Origin of the sequence: Olleya namhaensis, from assembly GCF_900114005.1 — a bacterium.
Lineage (GTDB): Bacteria > Bacteroidota > Bacteroidia > Flavobacteriales > Flavobacteriaceae > Olleya > Olleya namhaensis.
The window spans coordinates 645154-670207 of sequence record NZ_FORM01000001.1 but is presented as its reverse complement, the minus strand read 5'-3'; the positions used below and the strand labels follow the sequence as shown (position 1 = coordinate 670207).

Here is a 25054-nt window from a genome sequence, read left to right as displayed (position 1 = left end):
ACTTTGATTTATACAAAGTAAAACAAACAATGAGACCCTGAAACAAGTTCAGGATGATGCAACACTAACTAAAAAATAGGTTTGCTAAAAGTATATTTTTTTAATTCGTTTTTTGAATAAGTAAAAAATGAATATATTTTGAATTAAATAAAGCTCCCAATGACTTGGGAAATGGTTATGAAACAAAAAATAGCAGTAAAAGTAGACGACCTTACAGTAGCATACAACTACAAACCGGTACTTTGGGATATTGATTTAGAAATCCCAGAAGGTGTCCTTATGGCCATTGTTGGACCAAACGGAGCTGGTAAATCGACACTAATAAAATCTATTTTAGGTATATTAAAACCTATAGCTGGTAGTGTAACTATTTACGACAAACCGTACGACAAGCAACGCAAATTAGTTGCCTACGTACCACAAAAAGGAAGTGTAGATTGGGATTTTCCAACCACAGCTTTAGATGTTGTTACTATGGGGACTTATGGTAGTTTGGGTTGGATAAAACGTCCAGGACAAAAAGAAAAGAAAGCAGCACTAGAAGCTTTAGAAAAAGTAGGCATGCTACCCTTTAAAAGCAGGCAAATTAGTCAATTATCAGGTGGGCAACAGCAACGTATATTTTTAGCACGAGCACTAGTGCAAAACGCATCAATCTATTTTATGGACGAGCCTTTTCAAGGTGTTGATGCCACCACAGAAATTGCAATAATTAATATTTTAAAAGAATTACGTAAAGCGGGAAAAACAGTAATCGTAGTACATCATGATTTACAAACTGTTCCAGAATATTTTGATTGGGTTACTTTTTTAAATGTGAAGAAAATTGCAACAGGCCCAGTAAAAGACATCTTTAATGATGATAATCTAACCAAGACTTACGGTATTAACTACAAAGTAAGTATTCAAGAATAATGGATTTACAAGAATATTTTTCTTTAGTCTTTAGCGACTATACATTAAGAACCATCACACTAGGAACTGCTATTTTAGGAGCAGTAACTGGTATGCTTGGAAGCTTTGCTGTACTAAGAAAACAAAGTCTACTAGGTGACGCCATATCACACGCTGCGTTACCAGGCATTGCAATTGCCTTTTTAATAACAGGCGCAAAAGACAGTAACACTCTACTTTTAGGCGCTTTAGTAAGCGGTTTAATTGGAACCTTTTGGATTAGAAGCATTGTCAAAAAAACGCACTTAAAAAGTGACACAGCCTTAGGGCTAATTTTGTCTTTGTTTTTTGGATTCGGAATGCTATTGCTAACCTTTATACAAAAACAACCCAACGCAAATCAAGCAGGATTAGACAAGTATTTATTTGGTCAAGCAGCAACATTAGTAGAAAGTGATGTTTGGATGATGGCAACAGTTACAGCGTTATGCCTATTTGTATTGCTATTATTTTGGAAAGAATTTAAAATCTTGCTTTTTGATGCAGACTACACAAAAACATTAGGATTTAACACAAAATTTATTGATGTTTTAATCACAACATTTATAGTTTTAGCGATTGTTTTAGGACTACAAACCGTAGGTGTTGTATTAATGAGCGCAATGCTTCTAGCGCCTGCTGCTGCTGCAAGACAATGGACCAATAGCTTATCTAAAATGGTGTTTTTAGCGGCTATTTTTGGTGCCTTTTCCGGTGTCTTTGGCACAGCAATAAGTGCTAGTCAAACCAATCTATCAACAGGACCAGTTATTGTTTTAGTTGCCTCAGTATTTGTGGTGTTTTCATTTGTATTTTCTCCTAGTCGAGGACTGCTATTTAAACAAATACGATTTATAAAAAACAGACGCGATTTAGAATTACACAAAACCTTAGCATTTATGCATCATATTGCAGAAACACATGACAATATTTCGCATCCTCACGCGATTAAACTATTAAATAATTTTCAAGGGTTTACGCGTAAAACACTTCAAAAGTTAGTCGAAAAAAATTACGTAACACTAGATGGAAATATGTGGAGTTTAACCGAAATTGGTTTTACAACAGCTGCAAATTTATACACAAAACAAGCTACAGAAGATGAATAGCGCTCAAATAGAAATACAATTAATTGCCAGTTTAGTTGCTATAGCTTGCGCTATTCCTGGAACCTTTTTAGTACTACGTAAAATGGCAATGATCAGTGACGCGATAAGCCATTCTATCTTACCCGGTATTGTAATTGGATTTTTTATCACACAAGATTTAAATTCGCCTCTACTTATAGTTTTAGCTGCTTTTACAGGAGTAATAACCGTAGTTTTAGTAGAATATATTCAAAAAACAGGCTTAGTAAAAGAGGACACTGCCATAGGATTAGTTTTTCCGGCTTTGTTTAGTATTGGTGTTATTTTAATTGCTAAAAACGCTAATGACGTCCACTTGGATGTTGATGCTGTTTTGGTTGGAGAACTAGCTTTAGCGCCTTTTGATAGGCTAATAATTTCAGGAGTAGATATTGGCCCAAAGTCGTTATGGATTATCGGAACTATTTTATTAATTACAATTACATTGTTAATTGCCTTTTTCAAGGAACTTAAAGTTAGCACATTTGACAAAGGATTAGCCGCCTCTCTTGGCTTCTCTCCTGCAATTATACATTACGGGTTAATGACAGTGTCTTCTGTTACCACAGTAGGAGCTTTTGACGCTGTTGGCGCCATATTAGTAGTCGCTTTAATGATTGCACCTGCTGCAACCGCTTACTTATTAACTACCAATTTAAAAAAGATGTTAGGTTTAGCTATGTTTTTTGGCGTATTTAGTGCCATTTCTGGCTATTGGCTAGCACACAAATTAGACGCTTCTATAGCTGGATCAATAACCACAATGCTTGGTTTGTTATTTTTAGCAGTGTATTTATTTGCACCAAACAAAGGTGTAATAGCAGTTATGTATCGCGAAAAACAACAACGTACAGAAGTAAGTCTTTTAACTTTTTTATTGCACTTAAAAAATCATAACGAACTTGAAGAACGTCACGTAAATCATTTACGCGAGCATATAAATTGGCATAAAGTAAGAGCGAAAAATGTTTTAGAATTAGCTCAAAAAAATAACATGATTATTATAGATAATAACATTGTTTCTTTAACCGAAAAAGGAGATGCATTTACCTCTAAGGCTATTGACTATATTATAACTAATGAAGATGCTCAAATAGAGGATATGAAAGACGATTTCTTTTTGTTTAGAGGGTAGAATTATTACCTTTAATATATGAGACTATTTTTTGCGCTATGCTTTTTCACACTCTTCTTTTCATGTAATAATGAAAAAAAACATTATGGTGATTGGACTTATGATTGGAGCACCTCAATAACAGAAGATGGAGATGTTCCATCTCGTGTTAAAATCAGCAAAGATTCTATAAAGTTTAGGTATCTCTATTTTGATTATTGGAGTTCTTTTCCTGTAAAATTCTCAAACAATAAGTTAGAATTTAACGGTTTAAAATTTAAAACTAAATTTGATAAAGACACTCTTATTTTTAATAAACACTTTAGAGTATTCAAAACAAATGACACTATAGTAAATAGTGAATTTTTACGTGAAGATAATTTTGTAAGTATTAATTTACCTAAAATAGATTCAGACTTTACAAAATATAAAATCTCTAATATTACTTATATAATTAAATATGGTCAGAGAAGAGATAACAAACAATACTCACTAAATCTTAACGATAAATACTCAAATTTTAAAGATTTAAAAAGATTTTTACATGATCATCATGAAAAGCATGATTATAAAAGCTCTATCCTTCTATTTTGTGATAAAAATGCAAAAATGCTTGAAATTGAAAAGATGCTTTGCTGGTTTCAGTATATGAATAAACTTAAAATAGCATTGGTTAATAACATCAATATAAATTTTGATAAACACGAACCATTTTACAGTTATGAGACATTGAATCTTAAGTTACCTCCTGAGATTGAAAACGATAAATATTTTTCTAAAATAACTAGTAATTTAGCTCCACCTCCTCCTCCATTTTCTTTAATTAAAGAATCAAATATTTTAATATTAAAGCTTAATAAAAACAAGATTTTTAATAACAAAAAAGAGCTTGATATTTCAGAATTAAAAGCTTTAATAGAAAAAAGTATTAGAGGAGATAAGTTAATTATTTCTCTTTATGATTTAGATTCAGACTATAATTCATTTATGAAAATGAACGCAACTATTAATCTGTGTTATAAAAATATTAGAAATGAAAATGTCTTATTAAAACACAAAAAAGCATTTGATGAATTAAATATTGAAGAACAAAATTCCATTAAAAAAGAAATACCAAATAAGTCAATTTGGAATTACTCAATTCCTCATTTTAATAGCTTGATTGAAGAAAACGGAAACTTTTTAGGTTTAAATATTAATACTATAAATTAAAATCCTTATTTAATTTTCGTAATTCTGTTTTTAATTCGTCTAGACTAACCTCTTTAAAGTCTATGTCTAACTCTGAAATCGCTTCAACTTTAGCCTCTTTAAGTCCTAAAAACAATCTATCATCAACCTTTTTAATAGCGACTAAAACAACTGCTTCATTTGCTCTAACTGTGCCAAAATCATAACTATCATTAACGTTTCTACTTGGTAAAATCGAGTTTAAAGATTTAAAGACCATCTTGACATTTGCACCATTAGCGTTTTTAATTTTAAGTTTAAATTTGATGGCGTTTTTACTGCTTCCTATAAAACGATCGCAATTAATCCAACCTAATTTTGAGCCATAAAAAGCATATCTAGACACATCGCTAGATGTAACTGTCCCAACTAATCCTGTAGTAGTGGAGTCTCTACTTTTTATTCGTTCTTCAAATTTTCTCTCAAAAGACGTTTTGTCTTTTACAGTTATAAGACTTGGGTTGTTTTTTGTGCTACCATCTAAAGTAAATTGCATAGGTAATCCATAAGGTACAATAACCGGTTTACCACGTTGTGTTCCTGATTTTAACTTTGGAATTAATTTTAAAACTCTAATAGCTTCATTAGCCAAAGCAGTATTAGCAGCTGAAGCTTGAATATCTATTACGTCACCATTTTTATCAATTTTAAAATACGTTCTAATTCTATGCTTTCCTGATAGGTTTAACTCTTCTGCCAACCCAATATCAAAATTTTTAGACACTAGGTTTGATAATGCTTCTTTGAAGCATTTGATTTTTTCAGTATTAGTACTATTTTCGCAACCAGGAAATGTTGGCACTACTTCTACAACATCTATTGGCACTTCTACATCTTCGACTTCTTCCAAAAAAACCACTTCCTCAGAAGTTAAAACAGCAGTGGTTGTATTTGGTTTATTTTCTAAATTCCAGTTCACCCCTGCATTAGTTTTTTCTCCTAAAAAAAGCTCCATACCTCTTTTCTTGTTGTTTGCAGGGAATTTATATTCAATTAAACTTCCTGATTTTAATTGTAACTGGCTATTATCTTTAAAAGCTTTTACATACAACATTCCACCAGTTTCTAATGGTTTGTCATCAGATTTGGTGGTTAAATTAGCCAGTAACATATCAGACAATTTGTAATATTCTGTAACTTGTAATGCAACAATACCCCTAGCTAACTTACCTGTTTTAGCATCTACAAAACATTTAGCAGGAATACTTAAAACCGTGCCTTCTTTACAGGTAATAGTCGTTTCTTTTTCAGTATTAATTTCTATAATCTGTGGTGCTTTTTTTACTGAATTATAAAACGAAATAAAGCTTTTACTTGTGTTTTTAGATGTTTTTAAAACCTCAACATCTTCTTTAACCGAAACTACATTTTCCTGTTGCACTGTAGCTAATTTTACTTCTGAAACTGCTTTTTGACGCACAACCGTTTCTTTAATTATTAAAGTATCATTAACTGGTTTTAGTGTTGTTAGTTTAGGAAATTTAATATCAAATTCTGTTTTAGTAAAAGAACCTAAGTTTTCTGACAACACAGTATCTGTATAAATATGAGACCCAAATTGTCTTGTCAATACATCATTAAAAATAGTTTTTTCCGTTTTTCTAATAACTACAAATTTGTGTTTTGAAGAGTCCGTTAGTATTACTGAAGTTTCAGTTCCAATACGTTTTTCATTTTGAAAAGACTCTAATTGATTCTCATTATTTGATTGATTAAAAAACAAACTATAACACAAAAACAACAGTCCTAAAACCACTATTACCAAACCTATAATTTTAAGCCACTTTGTCTTAATATAACTGCGCTTAGCAGATGCTATTTCTAATTTTAATTGTGTGCGTTTTAAGCCTTCAATAAAAATTAATTGCTCTTGGTAAAGGGTAATAAACTTTGGATTAGATTCTAATTGATTTTCAAAATTTAAACTTTCAGTTGCAGACAATTGCTTGTCTATGTATTGATTGATTAATTCTATTTGCGAGATATGATTTTCCATGATTGTGCCGAATTAAGATTGGGTATTATTTTGATAGATGTCCTTCGCTTTTTTCAAGCACTTGTACTTTTGGTTTTTAGCCACTTTTTCTGACTTAAATTGCATCATCGTTGCAATATCAGAAAAGCTTATTTTTTGTACATAAAACAGTTGTAACAACTGTTGACATCGTTCTCCTAATTCGCGAAAAGCGTTCTCGGCAAAGCGATACTTTTTTTCTTCTAATACATGTTGAAATATTGAGACCTCGTTATCTTTTAAATCGTGAAGTTCTTGAGTAGTAAATTTGGTTTGCATGTCCTTCCAAACAAACCTGGATACGGAATACAAATAAGTGTAAAATGAAGCGGTTAATATAAAATCGGACTGTTCTAAATTACGGTTGAGGATAATTAATGCTTCCTGAAACACATCTTGTGCGTCAGACTTTTTTCCGCCTTTGGATAAGACTAGTTTTTCTATTCTAGGATATAAACTATACAGTTGCTTAAACGCTTTGTCACGTTGACCCGTTTTAAAGAATTCTAATATTTTTTTATCATTCATAAAATATCTTTACTCTTTAATGGTCAAAACTTAAAAAGGTCTCCTCCATTTTTTTTCATTGCTTACAAAGTAAAGCAATCTATCTATTCGGCAAAAAAGATTGCCACGTCCTGCGTCCTCGGAATGACAGAGAAGTAAGCAAGTAGAAAATAAAACTATTTAGTACTCACTTTTTTTTTAAAATCGTCTTTCATCTTGCAAAAACTCATAAGCCTTTTGGACCTGCTTAAATTTTTCTTCGGCTCCTTTTCTATGCTCTTCTCCTAAATGCTCTACACGATCTGGGTGGTATTTTTTAGCCATTTTACGGTAAGCTTTTTTGATTTGATCTGTAGTTGCTGTTTTGTCTATTTCTAAGATTTTATAAGCATTATCACTACTGTTATAAAACATGGCTTTTATACTTGAATAATCACGACTGCTAATGCCTAAATAATTAGATATTCTTTGCACTTGATCTTCCTCATCATCCGTAACCATGCCATCTGCTTTTGCTATTCCGAATAGAAAATGCAATAATTGTAAACGCGATGCGTGATCCATCATTTGTTGGATTTGAGCACAAACATCTCTTGTTGACACGTTTTGGTTACTTATACTTTTAAATAATTTGAAGGCTTTATTTGCACGATCTTTACCATAAAGCTCTACAAATTTACTACGTACAAAATCCAATTCGCGTTGATCTTGTACGCCATCTGCTTTTATAATTACGGAGGCTAAGATTAGTAAACTAACTTCAAAATCTCCTGAAGTTGTTTGTGCGCGACGCTGTTGCTGTGTTCTGTAATTTGGTTTTGTCCTGTAATTAGGTTGACGTCTTTGTTGTGTATTAGGATTTCCGTCTCCTAGCAAGTTTCCTTTACCTGCCATAGCATCTCCTAAACTACCAAGCGCCAAGCCTATAATAGCTCCAATTGGTCCACCTAATGTCCATCCTAAAGTTGCGCCTATCCATTTTAATCCAGCCATAAATATTGTTCTAATTTTAAAAAAGTAAATATACTACTTTGTTAGTATACTTTAAATCTGATTTGTTACTGATGCAACTAGCATGGTGCGTTAAGGATGGAGCGGTCAGGCTATCGCTCCTCGCAGAGAGCGAGTAGCGATAGCCTGACCTTATGACACCATAAGTGTTATAAGGTCAGGCCATAATAATTTTTGCACGGTTTTTGATTATCTTTGCATGAGATAGATTTATAAATAAAAAATTACAAGAATATGTATCCAGCAGAATTAGTAAAACCAATGCGTGAGGACTTAACCAAAGTAGGTTTTGAAGAATTACATACAGCTGAAGCAGTTAATACTGCCATTGCAAAAGAAGGAACAACTTTAGTAGTTGTAAATTCAGTTTGTGGTTGTGCAGCAGCAAATGCAAGACCAGGAGCATCAATGAGTTTAGCAAATGACAAAAAACCAGCACATATTGTAACGGTTTTTGCAGGTGTTGATAAAGAAGCTGTTGATCAAGCAAGAGCGCACATGGTACCTTTTCCTCCAAGCTCGCCATGTATGGCATTGTTTAAAGACGGAGAATTAGTACATATGTTAGAGCGTCACCATATTGAAGGAAGACCTGCAGAATTAATTGCAGAAAACCTTATGGATGCTTACAATGTGCATTGTTAAGATACTTCTAGAGCAAAACATTAGCTTTTTTTAAGCTAAGTATTACAGAAAAACCACGTTTTTTAAACGTGGTTTTTCTATTTTTGGGAGATAGATTTTTTAACAAAAAATGAGAAAACTTTTAGCATACCCATTATCATGTATTTATTACCTATTTTTTGGGTTGTCTTTACTTGTTTTTCATCCTATACAATGGTTTTGTTTTAATGTGCTAGGTTATAAAGCACATAAAACAAGTGTAGACCTTTTACAATTTTCCTTAATGCGTTGCGTAAACCTTTTAGGAACTACCCATAAGTTTACCAATCCATACAATTTAGATAATTCGCAACCTGTAATTATCGTATCTAATCACCAAAGTATGGCAGACATACCGCCAATGATGTGGTATTTTAGAAAACACCACGTTAAATTTGTAAGTAAAAAAGAGTTAGGTAAAGGATTACCAAGCGTTTCTTACAACTTACGCCATGGTGGTTCTGTTTTAATTGACAGAAAAAATCCAAGACAAGCTATTGTTGCCATCAGAAAATTTGGAGATTATATAGAATCTACAAATCGTGCTGCGGTAATATTCCCAGAAGGCACAAGAAGTCGTGATGGCAAACCAAAACCATTCCACACAAAAGGTTTAGAAACGTTAATAAAATATATACCGAGCGCTGTTATCATACCGGTTACCATAAATAATTCTTGGAAAAACTTACGTTATGGCAAGTTTCCTTTAGGAATTGGTAATAACATAACATTTACCGCGCATAAACCGGTAAAACCAAGTGAATTTAGTGATACACAAAGCTTACTAGACCACATAGAAACTACTATTAAAAACAGTATTAAAATATAATATTATGTCATTAAAAAATGTAAGATTAGAGGTGATGTCTTTTCTAGAAAAAGATATAGATTCTTTAATAGAAAAATATTTAATACCTGTCGAAAAAATTTGGCAACCTTCTGATTTTTTACCAAACTCTGAAGGCCCTAACTTTTTTGAAGAAGTAAAAGAAATCAGAGAATTATCTAAAGAGTTACCTTATGATTTTTGGGTAGTTTTAGTTGGAGATATGATTACTGAAGAAGCATTACCAACTTACGAGTCTTGGTTAATGGATATTGAAGGTGTTGAACAAGACGGAAAAAACGGTTGGGCAAAATGGATTAGACATTGGACTGGCGAGGAAAACCGTCATGGTGATGTGCTTAACAAATACTTATATCTTTCTGGACGTGTTAACATGCGCGAAATAGAACAAACTACGCAGCACCTTATTGCTGATGGCTTTGATATTGGTACCGCAAGAGACCCTTATAAAAACTTTGTTTACACTAGTTTTCAAGAGCTAGCAACCTACGTGTCACACAATCGTGTTGCAAAATTGGCTAAAGAAAAAGGGAATAAGCAATTGTCCAGAATGTGTAAAATTATTTCGGGAGACGAGATGAGACACCATCATGCTTACAGCGAATTTGTTGAGCGTATTTTTAAAGTGGATCCTAGTCAAATGATGTTAGCATTTCAATACATGATGAAACAAAAAATAACAATGCCTGCTCATTTTTTAAGAGAATCTGGAGGTAAAGTTAGCACTGTTTTTGACGAGTTTTCTAACACTGCACAACGTATTGGGGTTTATACCTCTATGGATTATATAGAGATTTTACAAAAACTAATCAAGCGTTGGGAAATTGATAAAATTACGGACCTAAATGACGAGGCTGAAAAGGCACGTGATTATTTAATGAAACTTCCAAGCAGAATGTTGCGTTTGGCAGACCGCATTAAAATACCTGAAAACTCTTACCAATTTAAATGGGTAGAACCTGCAAAATTATAACAGATGTCAAACCAAGCATTAATTGAAGCGACAAAAACCTTTGTAAAGGAGACTTTAAAGGATGCTGAAGGTGGACACGATTGGTTTCATATAGAGCGCGTTTACAAAAACGCGCTTTTAATTGCAAAAGGCGAAACAGTAGACCTGTTAGTTGTTACGCTGGGTGCATTACTTCATGATATTGCAGATAGTAAATTCCATAATGGAGATAGTACTATTGGTCCAAAAGTAGCTGGTGCTTTCTTATTAAAACACAATGTAGACTCCGCTACCATTAATCATGTTATAAAGATTATTGAAAACATATCCTACAGCTCTAATATAGGCACAGAAAACGCATTTAAATCTATCGAGTTGGACGTTGTGCAAGATGCAGACCGATTGGATGCTATTGGCGCTATTGGTATTTCACGCACCTTTAATTATGGCGGCTTTAAAAACAGAGCCCTTTACAATCCAGAAATTAAACCAAATTTAAATCTGACTAAAGCGGAATACAAAGCTTCTAACGCACCGACAATTAATCATTTTTACGAAAAACTGCTACTTTTAAAGGATATGATGAACACCAAAACCGGTGGAAAAATAGCAAAACAAAGACACCAATACATGGTTGACTTTTTACAGCAATTTGATGCTGAATGGGAAGGAAAAAGGTAACTAACTAGTTTTCTTTAGCAACTTCTAATGCTGTAATTTTATATTCTAAAATAGACATCTCCTCTCCAAAACTAATAATTTGATCTGCTGTTAAATTACTACTCAAATTTACTGCATCAAGAATTTGTTTCTGTTTTTGACCGTAATAACTTAATGCTATTTCTATTTTATCATCCATCTCTTTTAGGTGTTATTTAATGTACCATTGACTTAATTTCGTTTCTGTATTTTGAGGCACTTTTACCAACCACCTCATTAAAGACTTTATTAAAGTGAGAGAAGTTATTAAAACCACATTCAAAACATATATCGGTAATACTACTTTGACTTTCGGTTAATAATTTAGTGGCATAAAATACGCGATACTCGTTAACAAACTGTGTAAAGGTTTTACTTGTTACTTTTTTAAAATAGCGACAAAATGCAGGTACAGTCATACTAACCTCATCAGATATCTGATCCAATGTAATATGATTCTGAAAATTTTTGTTCACATATTTATAGATCTTATCTATCTTATCTGTGTCTTGTGGTTGTGTTTCAAATACGTAACCATTTTCATTTAAAACCGTATAATCATCTGTCAACGCAAGCAATTCTAATATTTCAAGCAACTTAGTCACACGCTTTATACCTTCATATTTAGGCAATCTTTCTATTTTAGGACCAACTACTTTTTTAATTTCTTGTTTATATAAAATTCCGTTTTTAGCGCGCTCTAATAATTGCACGATGTTTTTCATTTCTGGCAAAGCATTTAAAGATTCGCCTAAAAATTGAGGATGAAACTGGACTAACGTTTCTTTTCCTTTAGAAGTTAAACGATCTGTAAAACCATTGTGAGGTAAATTAGATCCAATAAGAATCAATTGACTATTATTAAAGTAAGATAAGTGATTACCAATATGCCTACGCCCTTTTCCTTTATTAACATAAACCATCTCTACCTCAGGATGAAAATGCCAAAACGCCTCGCTGCGCTTACGTTTTTTGGTTTTTTGGACCGCAATTATTGAACTACCAAATGTTGGTGTTATTTTTTTTAATGTAGGCTTTGTATTCAATAGTAAAATGTTTCTGCAAAATTACAACATATCGCTTTATAGTTATATGCTAATTTAGCACTATTGTGTGTTATTTTAACCTATAACGTTTTCGTAAAACCTCATCTTGTTAATATAGCATATAAACTTGCCAATTCTCTTGTTATTAGAACTACTCTTCTATTCTAACTTTGCACCCATAATCATTAAAACGATTTATTATGAAAAAATTTACAAAACACATTTTAGCTTTAGCAATCGTATTTGCTACGCTAAGCAGTAACGCAACAGAGATCGCTTTTTTATCTAATGAAGAAGATGGTAAAACAATATTAATGTTTGACAATGTTAGTCAAGGTGACCAGTTAATGGTTAAAGATGCTTTTGGACTAATTCTATACAAAGAAGCTATTCTAGAAAATGGTAAGTATAACAAGTCTTTTGACTTAACTACTTTACCTGACGGAAACTATATTTTTGAATTAGATAAGCAAAATCAAATTAGAGTTTATCCTTTTACAGTGGATGCTACTGTAGTAACTTTTAATAAAGCACAATTAACTGTAGTTAATAAGCCTAAAGTAACTAGCAAGGATAATACGATTTATATTACTGCACAAAATTTAGAAGCTGCAGATTATACAATCGAAATATTTTATGATAGCGCAAAAAATGCAAACGAAAAGATTTATTCTGAAACATTTGAAAACACAACAACTGTTGGGAAAAAATTTAAGCTTTTAGAAGATAAAGACGAAACGTATGAGGTTGTTGTTACAGCTAACGGAAGATCATTTATATCGACATTCAACTTTTAATAATATCATTGCCCCAAAACAATAAAAAAAGACGCCCTAGGGCGTCTTTTTTTTATACTATAACTTTCTTAGAAATTACTTTCCAGGAAAGGCTGCTTTACGTTTTTCTAAAAAGGCTGTTGTACCTTCTTTAAAATCTTCAGTTCCAAAACAAGCACCAAACTGCTCTATTTCGATATTAAAACCATTAACACCATCAGTATAATTAGCGTTTACAGCTTGAATTGCTTTGCCAATTGCTACTGACGAGTTTCTCATTATTTTACTCGCAATCTTTTCCGCTAACGGTATTAACTCCTCTTGAGTTACTACGTGATTAACCAAACCATAACTTAATGCTGTTGCAGCATCTATCATACCAGCTGTCATAACCATTTCCATTGCACGTCCTTTACCTACTAATTGCGGTAAACGTTGCGTACCACCATAACCAGGTATAACCCCTAAGCTTACTTCTGGTAATCCCATTTTAGCATTATCACTTGCCACTCTAAAATGAGCTGCCATTGCCAATTCTAAACCTCCTCCAAGTGCAAAACCATTAACTGCTGCAATTACTGGTGTGCTTAAATTTTGAACAAAATCGAATAAAACCTCTTGTCCTTTTGCTGCTAACTTCCCTCCGTTTTCAACAGTGAAATTTGCAAACTCGCTAATATCTGCACCAGCTACAAACGCTTTTTCACCGCTACCTGTAACTATAATCACTTTAGTGTCGGCATCTTTATTAGCTGCATCAAAAGCTTCATGTAATTCAAAAATAGTGGCTTTGTTTAAAGCATTTAATTTTGACGGTCTGTTGATAGTAATGGTTGTTATTCCGTTTTGTGTACTACTAAGTATGTTTTCGAAATTCATAATATTTGTTATTTATTATTTCCGCTACAGCGAAAAAAATTATTTTAATTCTTTAGGAAAGGCTACTGTAAATGTTGTTCCAATATCCGTTTGTGTTACAAAGGTAATTGTTCCTTGATAAGTTTCTACTATATTTTTAACCATTGCCAACCCAAGCCCCATACCACTGGACTTAGTTGTAAATTTAGGCTCAAAAACTTTAGATCTATTTTCTTCAGCAATCCCATTTCCGTTATCCGAAATAGTTATTACTACTTCATTTTCATTTTCAAAAACATTAACTAAAATCTGAGGTGTTTTATGATCCGGAATAGCTTGAATACCATTTTTAACCAAGTTTGTAATTACTCTAATTAACTGCGTACGATCTAGTTTTGCAATAATTTCGTCTTTCTCAGGATGAAACTCGATGTAATCTTCATTAAAAATATCCAATGCTAAATCCACAACTTTTACTACGTTTAGCATTTCTTTTTGCTGCGCTGGCATTTTTGCAAAGTTAGAAAATGCACCTGCTATAGCACTCATAGTATCTATTTGCTGAATTAAAGTTTTACTATACTCGTCTAACTTTCCAATAATCTCTGGATCTTCAGGGTTAAACTTACGTTGAAAGCTTTGCACTGTTAATCGCATTGGCGTCAATGGATTTTTAATCTCGTGCGCGACTTGCTTAGCCATCTCTCTCCAAGCTTGTTCACGCTCACTTTTAGCCAATTTAACAGCACTTTCTTCTATTTGGTCAATCATACTATTGTATGACTTTACAAGTGTTGCAATCTCTTCCGTGGTGCTTTCTATTTCAATTTTTTCGTTACGCTTTTCAAATCGGGTTTGATTCATTTTGTCACTAATAGTCTTCAGTGTTCTGGTAATGTATTTTGACAAAAAGTAAGCCAATGCAATTGCAATAATTAACATTAAAATGTACGTGTAACCTAGACGCTCAAAAAACTCGTAAAGTTCTCTTGATAAAAAATCATCATTTTCTAAATAAGGTAAATTTAAAATGGCTAGAGGTTTAAATTTCTGATCGGTTATATACGTATAAGATGATCTAAAGTTTTCCCCTTTTTCTTCTCTAAGCACAACATGTTTATGTCCAGCACTTTGAGATAACTTATTTAAAATATTAGCATCAATACACCCCTCTATAGTATCTTGAGGTAAACTAGCTTTTGAAGAAATTAGCAGCGTCCCTTCTAAATCGTACAAATTAAGTTTAAGCCCATGGATATCCGCAATTTTATAGATTTCGTCTTTAAAAATTAAAGGTAATTTTTCTGGAATAACCTCAAAAGTGGTTTCCCTAATAACAAAATCTAAGTGTCTTTTTATATTTTTTTCTTTACGCTCTAATCTTTGTTCGTGGTAATCTTGTGTTTCTTCAGAATACTGATATGCTGCTACCAATGCAATTAAAATGGACGCTAAAAGCACCAAGAAAATCATTGCAAAAAATATACGAAGACGTAAGGAGAGTTTAGATATTTTCATTGTTTAAATATAGCAATAATCAAACCAAAAATAGACAGATGGTATTATGTGATAACTATGCGTTTGGATTTTTATCCCTAATACGCTTATAAACCTTAAACCCTATCATTAATAATAGACCTAAAACAAAAATAGCGATAACACCAAAAATCCAATTTATAGCACTTTTTAATATCACTAAAAAGACAACTGCAAATAAAATAAAGGTTGCCCCCTCATTATACATACGCATAAAATTAGATGTTTTTTTAACGACATCGTTTTGTAATTGCTTAAAGTAAACATGCGTTTGAAATTGATATAAAAACAATAAAGCAACAAACGTCAGCTTAACATGCATCCATGGTTGTTGCAACCAAAAAGGCTGTAATATTAATAACCAAATTGCAAAAATAGTAGCCAAAATAGCACTTGGCCAGGTGATAATAAACCACAGTCTTTTAGCCATTAATTTAAGCTGAACGCCTAAAATTTCTTTATCCGGAGACGGTTTATGAAATGCCTCTATTTGATACACAAATAATCTAGGGATATAAAATAAACCGGCAAACCAAGTGACTACAAATATTAAGTGTAGCGCTTTTATGTAATTGTAATACTCCATTAGTCTTGAACAAATAAATAATTAAGTTGTTTTGCGTTAAACGCGGAATTAAAGCCCGTAACCTCATCCGTAATTAAAGTATTAAAAGACTTTAACTGTGTATTAATTTTAGACGTTAATTGGTTTTTTACTGCTATATCTTGTTCGGTTGGCGCAAAATCCCCCATTCTAACTAAGGCGTTTAGATGCCCTAATTTATTGGTCAATCTAATAGGGAAATTTAAAGGATCCTGCCCACTCTTGTTTTTTGTTTGGTATAATGCTTCTTCAATTTCAGTAAATTTAGCCTTTAGACTTTTAGCTTTTTCTAACAAGTCTTTTAAACTATCATCATCTTTATATTGTGTTTCAAAAGCAGTTAATTGCGCACTGACCTTACGCATTTTTTTAATGGCTTTATGCGCATTATCTATGGTGTTATTTATATCCTTGATAAACACAAACTGCTGCTCCATATCCTCTTGCGTACTTTCTGAATTTGGATTAGCAACTATAGTAAAAGGTTGCAAAACATTAGAACCGTTGACATTTAAATCAACCTTATATGTTCCCGGTGCAGCTTTTGGACCTTCTAAACTTGCCCACCATAAAATCATTCCGTCTAACTTTTCAGCCCCGTCATAAGTCATATCCCAAACAAATTGGTTAAGTCCTTTTTTTACGTCTAATTTATCTTTCTTTTTATTTTTAGTAGACACCGTTTTAATAGTATCTCCTTTTGCATCAAAATAAGTTAAACTTACTGTATCTCCGTCTATATAATTTTTTAAATTGAAATACGTCATTACTCCATTTGGATGATTTGTACCACTTGTATTATTATTTTTAGAAGAACCACCACGCATTCTATACGTTGGTTTAGGCTGATACAATTGTACGTCACTATAACTAGATTTTGACATTTGATGAATCACTGATAAATCATCCAAAATCCACAAGCTACGACCTTGGGTAGCAACTATTAAATTATTGTCTTTTATTGTCAAATCTGTAATAGGAACAATTGGTAAATTAAGCTGAAATGATTGCCAGTTTTTACCATCATTAAATGACACATACAATCCAGTCTCTGTTCCAGCATACAACAATCCTTTTTGTTTTGGGTCTTCACGAAGCACTCTTGTAAAATGCTCGTCCGGAATACCATTTGTTATTTTTTTCCATGTGTTACCGTAATCCGTAGTTTTATACAAATACGGTGTAAAATCGCCAGTTTTATATTTAGTCCCTGCCACATAACAAGTCCCTGCATCAAAATTACTTGGCTCTATACTATTTATCATCATCCAATCTGGCATGCCTTTAGGCGTAACGTTAGACCAGTTTTTTCCGCCATCCTTGGTAACGTGTATTAACCCATCATCACTACCAACCCAAAGTAAGCCTTCTGTTACAGGAGACTCCTGTGCTGCAAAAATGGTACAATAATACTCTACAGATGTATTATCTTGAGTAATTGGTCCTCCAGAAGATTTTAATTTTTCTGGATCATTTCTGGTTAAGTCCGGACTTATAATTTGCCAAGATTGTCCTTCATTTTCTGTAACATGTACATGTTGTGAAAACGTATATAATCTGTCGGGATTATGTTTAGAAAAAATGATTGGAAAATTCCACTGAAAACGATATTTCATACCCTCTGCGCCATGACCCATTGGGTTATCTGGCCAGACATTAATTGCCCTAACAGTACCGGTACGATGATTTTTTCGGGTTAAAAACCCATCATAACTACCTCCATAAATAATATCATTATCCTCTGGATCTACTGCAATATGCGCAGACTCTCCTCCTGCTGTATCCTCCCAATCGTCTTCTGTAATGGACCAACCTTCCGTACGATGCGGAATTCTGACAGTAGAATTGTCTTGTTGCGCCGCATAAATACGATACGGAGAATGGTTATCTGTAGTCACACGATAAAACTGCGATGTTGGTTGATTGTGGTATGTACTCCAAGTTTCTCCTCCATCATAAGTTACTTGCGCTCCTCCATCATCACCAATAATCATTCTATTAGGGTCCTCCGGAGCAATCCATAAATCATGATGATCACCGTGCGGTGCGTTATAAGTATCAAAAGTCTTTCCGCCATCCGTACTTTTATGGTAACGCACGTTTAAAACATAAACAGCATCTACGTCTTTGGTGTCAGCATACAACCGCGTATAATACCAAGCGCGTTGGCGCAGTTTACGCTCGCTGTTAACTTGCTTCCAAGTTTCTCCTCCGTCATCACTTCTATATAAACCCCCTTTATCTTTGGTTTCAATAATTGCCCAAACACGTTGGCTATTTAATGGCGATACTGTTACGCCTATAATTCCTAAAGTCCCTTCTGGAAATCCATTGTTTTTAGAAATCTCAACCCATGTTTCTCCTTTATCAGTACTTTTCCATAATCCAGAACCTGACCCACCAGAACTTAAACTGTAAGGCGTACGTTGCACACGCCATGTTGATGCATACACTATTCTTGGATTGGTTGGATCTATTATTAAATCTACAACTCCTGCTTGATCGTTTACAAATAGTGTTTTTTTCCAAGTAGCGCCACCATCTGTACTTTTATACACACCACGATCTTGAGTAGGTTTATAAATATTACCTAAAACACCTGCGTAAACCACATCATGATTTGTAGGATCTATAACAAGCCTAGGAATATGTCTTGAGTTTTTTAAGCCAGAGGCTGACCAAGTTTTTCCAGCATCTACACTTTTAAAAACACCATATCCCGAAGATACATTACCACGAACTGTTTTTTCTCCTCCTCCAACATAAATGACGTTTGGATCACTTTTTGAAACTGATATTGACCCAATACTTCCTCCAAAAAAATCATCTGAAATATTATTCCAATGACGTCCACCGTCCAAAGTTTTCCATATTCCACCTCCAGTTGAACCAAAATAATACAAATTAGGTTGGTTTGGTACACCTGTTACAGCTGCACTTCTTCCGCCACGAAAAGGCCCCAATAATCTATATTCTAAACCAGAATAATCAGATGGGTTTACAGTTTGTGCGTTGGATACGGATGAAAGTCCTATTAAAAAAAGAAATAATAGTGATTTTAAAGTATTCATTTTAAGGTTGAATTAGGTTGCGAATAGTAAAAATAAGAATTATTACGCTTGTTATGAGTCCTTATTTAAATTTAACTTAACCTCTCTTCTTAAAAAATAGGCGGTAACAATGGTTGCTAAAACATCTGCAATAGGAAATGATATCCAAAGACCTAGCTCTCCAAAATATAGAGGCATAATATACATTAACGGTATAAAAAATATAGCTTGTCTTGTTAAGGTTAGTAATAATGCTGGCAATGCTTTTCCGACTGCTTGAAAATAAGCCGAACCAATTAACTGAAGGGCCAATATTGGGACCGCAGCAAACGCCAAACGCATATTATTTGGTGTGATATTAATTACGTCTTGGTCTGTGGTAAACCATCTTGTAATAATTTCTGGAAAAAACATTAACGCAATAAAAACTAGAGTCCCTAGTATTGTTGCATACTTAATAGCTGTGTAAATGACTTCCTTAACACGATCATATTGTTGTGACCCAAAATTATATCCCGCAATAGGAATAAATCCTTGAGTAATACCAAATACAGGAAACAAAGCAAACATGCTCATCCTACCAACAATAGCGTAAGCAGTGATAGACGTTTCTCCGCCATAATCAAACAACGCATTATTTACCAATAAAAAAGTAACACTAACTACCGCCTGTCTTGCCAAGGTAACAAACCCTAAGGCTCCGATTTCTGACACGATATTTTTTTGTAAATAAAAATGCTTTAAATTGATTTTTAACTCTGAATTAGAAGATAAAAAATACCAAAAAATAAATAATAAAGAAACGATATAAGACCCCGTTGTTGCCCAAGCAGCACCAGCCATACCAAAGTCTAAAACACCTATAAAAATGTAATCCAAAACTAAATTACCAATAGACGGAATTAGCATCGCATACATGGCAAACTTAGGCTTGCCTTCTGCACGGATAACCGTGTTACCCATCATTACAAACGCTAAAACAGGAACACCATATAAAATAATTTCGTAATACACTTTAGCGGGTTCGTAAATATTACCCTTACCACCAAATGCCGGTATTAGCTGCTCTACAAAATAAAGTCCAAATGCCGCAAAAGTAACCGTAAACAAAAGCGTTAACGAGATTTGATTACCAAACGTTTTGAATGCTTTTTCATTATTATTAGCACCTAAAGCACGAGAAATAATGGAAGATCCTCCCACACCAATACTCATCCCCAAAGCAGCAATAAAAAATGACACAGGCAAGACTACGTTAATAGCCGCAATTGCTGTAGACCCAATCCACTGACCAACAAAAATAGTGTCTACCAAAATATTTAGCGACATTACCAAAATACCAATAGAAGCTGGCACTGCTTGTTTAATCAGTAGTTTGCTAATGGTTTCGGTTCCTAAATTTGAAGATTTACTAGTCTGCATTATACTTTAGCAGGCGTTTCTGCCCACTTATTTATCCATTCTGCTAATAATTTAACCCAATTAGAATCCGTATTTAAACAAGGAATAGTTGTAAACTCCTTACCGCCTACTTCATGGAAAATTTCTTCTCCTTCCATAGCAATCTCTTCTAATGTTTCTAAACAATCACTTACAAAAGCAGGAGTAACAATAGCCATCTTTTTTATGCCCTTTTTACCTAAACGCTCAATAGTACGATCGGTATAAGGTTGTAACCATGGATCAAAACCTAACCTAGATTGGAATGACGTTGAGAACGTGTTTTCTTCCAAGCCTAAATATTCTCCTACCAAACGCGTTACCTCTTTACATTGATGCCTGTAACAAAACTCATGCGCTTTACTTGCTGTTTCACAACAACTACCATCTATCTTACAATGTCCGTTAGTAATGTCGCTTTTTCTAATATGACGTTCTGGAACACCGTGGTAAGAAAACAATAAATGTTCGTAATCCTTGTCTTGTAAATGCCCTTTTACAGACTCTGCTAACACTTTTATGTAATCTGGTTTATTATAAAACGCAGGTAAACTATCTATTTTTAAATTAGGAAAATCTGCTTGTCTAACCTCTTCTGCTAACACCAAAATAGTTTCGGTAGTCGCCATTGCAAATTGTGGATATAACGGAATTAAAAACACCTCATCCACACCTTTATCAACTAATTCTTGCAAACCTTTTTTAATAGTCATACTACCGTAACGCATAGCCAAAGCTATTGGTAATTCTGTATGATTTTGAACTTGATCCTGTAACTGCTCTGACAATACAATTAATGGAGAACCTTCTTCCCACCAAATTTTCTTGTAAGCTTTTGCACTTTGCTTAGGCCTTGTATTAAGGATTATCCCTTTAACTAATAATGTTCTGGCCCAAAGCGGAACGTCAATAACACGCTCGTCCATTAAAAATTCACCTAAATATTTTTTCACATCTTTAGGTTCTGGACTTTCTGGAGAACCAAGATTTACAAGCAATACGCCTTTTTTCATGTCTATTTCTTTTTCAAAAACAAAAATACAACACTAAATTTTATTATGATTAAAAATTAATCTGTTCATCATATTTAAATCCTATTAATATATAGGCAAAGCCTTTTAAATAAAAATTAGTTTAATATATTTACAGATAGACACCCTAAAACTATATGAAACAAATTATCCTTGCACTATTCTGTGTATTTTCAATCACTACGTTTTCTCAAAACCAAAACCAAAGTCTTCTTTGGGAAATTTCTGGAAAAAACCTCGACAAACCCTCTTATATCTATGGCACCATGCACGTAAGTGCAAAAGTTGCCTTTAGATTAGACGATGTGTTTTTTGACGCGTTAGAAAAAAGCGAAAGTGTTGCATTAGAATCTGACCCCTCTACTTGGTTAGCTTTTAATTACGAAACAACAACGCTAACACCACAAAACTACAGTCAGAGTTATGATAAAAACTTCTACTCTAGCCTTTTTGGATTAGAACATCCTGAAGAAACCGCTATTAGAGGAAGTATTAGATCTGATAACAGAATGATTAATGGGTATTTATACAGAAAAGATGGCTATGCTGATAACTTTGAAGAAGAAACTTACTTAGACATGTTTATTTACCAAGCCGGTAAAAAGAAGAAAAAAAACATATATAGCTTAGAAGATATTGAGGAATCTCGCTACCTAGTATCCAAAGCACAACGTAATGCTAGAAAAAGCAAAATAGACCCATGGTTAACTAAGTTATACGAAAAAGAAAACCCTTACTTAGTTCAAGAAAACACATATAGAGATCGTAATTTATCGCTTTTAGACTCTATTGGAGCTGCCTCTAACACAGAGTATTTTAGAGAAAATATGTTATATAAACGTAATGCCAATATGGTACATGTTTTAGACTCTTTAATGCAATCTCAAACGGTATTTGCTGGTGTTGGTGCTGCGCATTTGCCAGGCAAAAAAGGAATGTTAAAAATGCTAGAAGACGAAGGTTACACTGTAAAACCACTAGTTTCTAAACAATCTAGCGTTGCTCAGACTAAAAAAGAACAAATTGAAGATTACATTGCTCCGACTGCTATAAAAACTGCCAGTACTCCAGATGGGTTTTTGACTATAAAAGCGTTTACAGATTTATATGAATTTTATTATAGTGGGCAAAAATATTATATCTCTCCAGACATGACTAATGGTGCCTATTTAACTATTAGCCGATTTAATACTTATGATTATTTACCAAACGAAAAAGAAATATCGCTAGACAGATTAGATAATTTTTTGTTTGAAGATATCCCTGGTGATATTATAAAAAAGGACGTTTTAACAAGCCCTTATCCTGGTATTAGTATATTAAACAAAACCAAAAAAGGAGACTACCAAAAATACCATATTTACAAAACCCCTTTAGAGGTAATTGTTATCAAATTTGCCGGTCAAAAGGATTATGTTTTAAAAAATGAAGCGCCTATATTTAATTCTATTACATTTAAAACACCCCAATCTGGGTTTGACACGTTTACATCTACTTATAACAAGTACCAAGTTAACTTTCCTAAATACTACACTACAGATAACATCCAAAATGCGGGTCAAAAACTAATCCAAGGAACCATTGGTAGTGACTATTACTTTTTAAAAGAAGTTGCCTATAACGACGTGTATTATATTGAAGAAGACAAATTTGAAGCCAAGTTTATTGTCACTAATTTTTATAAAGATTTTGAAATCGAAGACTCCAATGGTCAATATAAAAACAACAAATACTACAGTTATGAAGGTGTTGCTAAAAAAGACTCGACGTCAACTGAAAATATTCATTTAAAAAGCATCGTAAAAGACGGTAGCTACTTTTTAATGGGTTATGTTGGACAAACAGAAAGCAAAGCAACAGACTTTTTTAATTCTTTTAAATTTAAAGACGTACAACAAGAAGGCTTTGAAAAAATTATAGACACGTCTTTACATTTTTCTGTAATCACAAACACAAAAGCATCGCCTCCTTATGACTATTATAGCTATAGCAAACCTAAGGATTACGAAGAAAAAACAAAACGTACCACATACTATTCTAAATCAAACGAACAGGTTTTTATTACCAGATTAAAATTTCATGACCTACAGATGTATAAAAATGTAGATAGTTTATGGAATGAGATTGACAGCGAAATAAAAAAACTAGAAGATATTGATGGATTTAAAAAGTACATAGTCACTGACAAAAAGAAATACAAAAAAGACGATCAGTTTTTTTATGAATACACTTTAAAAGACTCGCTTAGTGCAAAAGCAATTTTAGTAAAAAACATACTTAAAAAAGGCGCACTTTTCGAAATAAAAAGCTTGACGGACACACTTTCTAAACCATCAAAATTTGTCACTAGTTTTTACGATACTTTTCAGCCAATAGACACACTATTGGGAGAATCCGTGTTTAGCGATAAAACAGAACGCTTCTTTACTGCGTTGCGCGAAAATGACAGTATTGTATTTAAGGCGAAAACAAAAATTAAGTTTAATAAATCAAACGCAAGTACGATGATTGACTTAATTAAAAATTTCGAATTCCCAGAAAACAAAGAAGACTTTAAAACCTTTTTAATTTCGGAATTAACAGAACTAGAAGACCCAAGAACAGATGCGTTTTTAAATCAACTTTATGTCGAGTCTTATTCAAAGCCAGACATTCAGAACACCATTTTAAGGTCATTATTAAATAAGCCTACCAAAAAGTCTTATCAAACATTTTTAACACTACTAAACAAAGACTTACCGTTAAGCGGATCCATAAGCTCTATGTTTTACAACTACAAAGACTCGTTAGCGCTTAAAAAAACACTCTTCCCTGATTTGATGGAATACACTTCTATTGAAGAATACAAAGAGCCAATCTACGAGCTTTTGGCAAGACTAAAAGACAGTAGCGTTATCAAAACAAAGTCTTATAAAAAGTTTAAAAAACAACTTATTAAAGATGGTAAAATAGAAGTAAAACGTAGTTTAGGCTCTAAGTCCAAATACAATTACAGAACCTATAGCAGTGCTTTATATGCGTTTGTAAAACTTATATTTCCGTTTAGAAAAGAAGCCGAAGCTAAAAACTTTTTTGATAAGCTATTAGATAGTGACAATGTATCTGCGCTAAGTACCTATTACATTTTGCTAGAAGAAGCCGGAGAGCCTATTCCTGAAAAACTTAAAGAAAAAACTATTGATGACTATAAAAATCAGGCAGCATTGATAGATAAAATGTATCGTAAAAAGCTATACAAGCCATATATAGCCCAGAAAGTTAGTCAAGAAATGTACGCTAAATCTACATTATTTGCCAACACAACAATAGAAAAGGAGCGTGATTCTATACACTTTTTAGGCAAAAAAGCTTTTAAAACTGATGATGATAAAGAAGGCGACATGTACTTCTACATGCTTGTAAAAAAAGAAGATAAAGACGAAACCAAACGTTTTTATTACGCTGGTTTTTTAAGGCAAGAAGAAACGGACCGATTACAAACAGAAGTCTATTATGACTCTGGTTATAGCGGAAATTATATTGACGAAAACGAGGAGGAAGACAAACTAATAAAAGATGTTTTAGATCTGGTTATTCATAAAAATCGAAAACGTCTAGACGACGGAGGATACTAACA

Annotated in this window: 21 protein-coding genes; 10 read left to right on the top strand and 11 right to left on the bottom strand. The window is 33.2% G+C overall.

Annotated elements, in window-relative coordinates; translation table 11 throughout:
- Positions 1–177: 177 nt before the first annotated feature.
- Genes BMZ09_RS02945 through BMZ09_RS02930 form a run of 4 tightly spaced genes read left to right on the top strand, consistent with a single transcriptional unit; the run spans position 178 to position 4386 of the window.
- The gene (locus BMZ09_RS02945; RefSeq protein ID WP_090837394.1) at positions 178–915 is read left to right on the top strand and encodes a metal ABC transporter ATP-binding protein; all 738 of its coding nucleotides are present in this window, start codon (positions 178–180) and stop codon (positions 913–915) included.
- Complete coding sequence (locus BMZ09_RS02940; protein ID WP_090837329.1) at positions 915–2042, top strand: metal ABC transporter permease; 1128 nt, start codon at positions 915–917, stop codon at positions 2040–2042. The genes BMZ09_RS02945 and BMZ09_RS02940 overlap by 1 nt, the downstream gene beginning before the upstream one ends.
- On the top strand, positions 2035–3195 hold the full coding sequence (locus BMZ09_RS02935; RefSeq protein WP_090837328.1) for a metal ABC transporter permease: 1161 nt from the start codon (positions 2035–2037) through the stop codon (positions 3193–3195). The genes BMZ09_RS02940 and BMZ09_RS02935 overlap by 8 nt, the downstream gene beginning before the upstream one ends.
- 18 nt (positions 3196–3213) lie before the next feature.
- The gene (locus BMZ09_RS02930; protein WP_090837326.1) at positions 3214–4386 is read left to right on the top strand and encodes a hypothetical protein; all 1173 of its coding nucleotides are present in this window, start codon (positions 3214–3216) and stop codon (positions 4384–4386) included.
- Here BMZ09_RS02930 and BMZ09_RS02925 read toward each other — a convergent pair.
- From BMZ09_RS02925 to BMZ09_RS02915, 3 genes are all read right to left on the bottom strand, one after another.
- Positions 4376–6400, bottom strand: a complete 2025-nt coding sequence (locus BMZ09_RS02925; protein WP_090837325.1) for an energy transducer TonB — start codon at positions 6398–6400, stop codon at positions 4376–4378. The genes BMZ09_RS02930 and BMZ09_RS02925 overlap by 11 nt on opposite strands.
- Before the next feature lie 12 nt (positions 6401–6412).
- Positions 6413–6946 carry an RNA polymerase sigma factor gene (locus BMZ09_RS02920; RefSeq protein ID WP_090837324.1) on the bottom strand — a complete coding sequence of 178 codons (534 nt, stop codon included), beginning with the start codon at positions 6944–6946 and terminating at the stop codon, positions 6413–6415.
- A gap of 177 nt (positions 6947–7123) precedes the next feature.
- A complete protein-coding gene (locus BMZ09_RS02915) occupies positions 7124–7918 on the bottom strand; it encodes a J domain-containing protein (protein WP_090837323.1) in 795 nt (264 codons plus the stop codon).
- A 252-nt stretch (positions 7919–8170) separates the two neighbouring features.
- Here BMZ09_RS02915 and BMZ09_RS02910 point away from each other — a divergent pair, with 252 nt between their 5' ends.
- The 4 genes from BMZ09_RS02910 (at position 8171) to BMZ09_RS02895 (ending at position 11079) form a co-directional block, all read left to right on the top strand.
- Complete coding sequence (locus tag BMZ09_RS02910) at positions 8171–8581, top strand: BrxA/BrxB family bacilliredoxin (protein ID WP_090837321.1); 411 nt, start codon at positions 8171–8173, stop codon at positions 8579–8581.
- 109 nt (positions 8582–8690) lie between these two features.
- On the top strand, positions 8691–9428 hold the full coding sequence (locus tag BMZ09_RS02905; protein ID WP_090837319.1) for a lysophospholipid acyltransferase family protein: 738 nt from the start codon (positions 8691–8693) through the stop codon (positions 9426–9428).
- A 4-nt stretch (positions 9429–9432) separates the two neighbouring features.
- The gene (locus BMZ09_RS02900) at positions 9433–10419 is read left to right on the top strand and encodes an acyl-ACP desaturase (RefSeq protein ID WP_090837317.1); all 987 of its coding nucleotides are present in this window, start codon (positions 9433–9435) and stop codon (positions 10417–10419) included.
- 3 nt (positions 10420–10422) lie between these two features.
- Positions 10423–11079, top strand: coding sequence for an HD domain-containing protein (locus tag BMZ09_RS02895; protein WP_090837316.1), 657 nt, complete (start codon positions 10423–10425; stop codon positions 11077–11079).
- Positions 11080–11083: 4 nt separating this feature from the next.
- Here the strand turns inward: BMZ09_RS02895 and BMZ09_RS16140 are convergent, their stop codons facing one another.
- Both BMZ09_RS16140 and BMZ09_RS02890 read right to left on the bottom strand, forming a co-directional pair.
- Positions 11084–11257: a hypothetical protein gene (locus BMZ09_RS16140; RefSeq protein ID WP_177183498.1), complete on the bottom strand. Its 174-nt coding sequence runs from the start codon at positions 11255–11257 to the stop codon at positions 11084–11086.
- A 16-nt stretch (positions 11258–11273) separates the two neighbouring features.
- Positions 11274–12143: an AraC family transcriptional regulator gene (locus BMZ09_RS02890; RefSeq protein ID WP_090837315.1), complete on the bottom strand. Its 870-nt coding sequence runs from the start codon at positions 12141–12143 to the stop codon at positions 11274–11276.
- A 200-nt stretch (positions 12144–12343) separates the two neighbouring features.
- On the opposite strand from BMZ09_RS02890, the gene BMZ09_RS02885 reads away from it, so the two are divergent.
- A complete protein-coding gene (locus tag BMZ09_RS02885) occupies positions 12344–12940 on the top strand; it encodes a hypothetical protein (RefSeq protein WP_090837314.1) in 597 nt (198 codons plus the stop codon).
- Positions 12941–13015: 75 nt separating this feature from the next.
- Here the strand turns inward: BMZ09_RS02885 and BMZ09_RS02880 are convergent, their stop codons facing one another.
- The 6 genes from BMZ09_RS02880 to hemH are packed head-to-tail and all read right to left on the bottom strand — an operon-like array spanning position 13016 to position 21420.
- Positions 13016–13798, bottom strand: coding sequence for an enoyl-CoA hydratase/isomerase family protein (locus BMZ09_RS02880; protein ID WP_090837312.1), 783 nt, complete (start codon positions 13796–13798; stop codon positions 13016–13018).
- A 39-nt stretch (positions 13799–13837) separates the two neighbouring features.
- Positions 13838–15295, bottom strand: a complete 1458-nt coding sequence (locus tag BMZ09_RS02875) for a sensor histidine kinase (RefSeq protein WP_090837311.1) — start codon at positions 15293–15295, stop codon at positions 13838–13840.
- Between the two features lie 55 nt (positions 15296–15350).
- Positions 15351–15899 (bottom strand): CopD family protein, encoded by a 549-nt coding sequence (locus BMZ09_RS02870; RefSeq protein WP_090837309.1) that lies wholly within the window; start codon positions 15897–15899, stop codon positions 15351–15353.
- On the bottom strand, positions 15899–18988 hold the full coding sequence (locus tag BMZ09_RS02865; protein ID WP_090837307.1) for a VPS10 domain-containing protein: 3090 nt from the start codon (positions 18986–18988) through the stop codon (positions 15899–15901). Before BMZ09_RS02865 ends, BMZ09_RS02870 begins: the two co-directional genes overlap by 1 nt.
- Positions 18989–19039: 51 nt before the next feature.
- Positions 19040–20389, bottom strand: a complete 1350-nt coding sequence (locus BMZ09_RS02860; RefSeq protein WP_090837306.1) for an MATE family efflux transporter — start codon at positions 20387–20389, stop codon at positions 19040–19042.
- Positions 20389–21420 (bottom strand): ferrochelatase, encoded by a 1032-nt coding sequence (hemH, locus tag BMZ09_RS02855; protein ID WP_090837304.1) that lies wholly within the window; start codon positions 21418–21420, stop codon positions 20389–20391. Before hemH ends, BMZ09_RS02860 begins: the two co-directional genes overlap by 1 nt.
- 155 nt (positions 21421–21575) lie before the next feature.
- Here hemH and BMZ09_RS02850 point away from each other — a divergent pair, with 155 nt between their 5' ends.
- Positions 21576–25052 carry a TraB/GumN family protein gene (locus BMZ09_RS02850; RefSeq protein ID WP_090837303.1) on the top strand — a complete coding sequence of 1159 codons (3477 nt, stop codon included), beginning with the start codon at positions 21576–21578 and terminating at the stop codon, positions 25050–25052.
- The last annotated feature ends 2 nt before the right edge of the window (positions 25053–25054 follow it).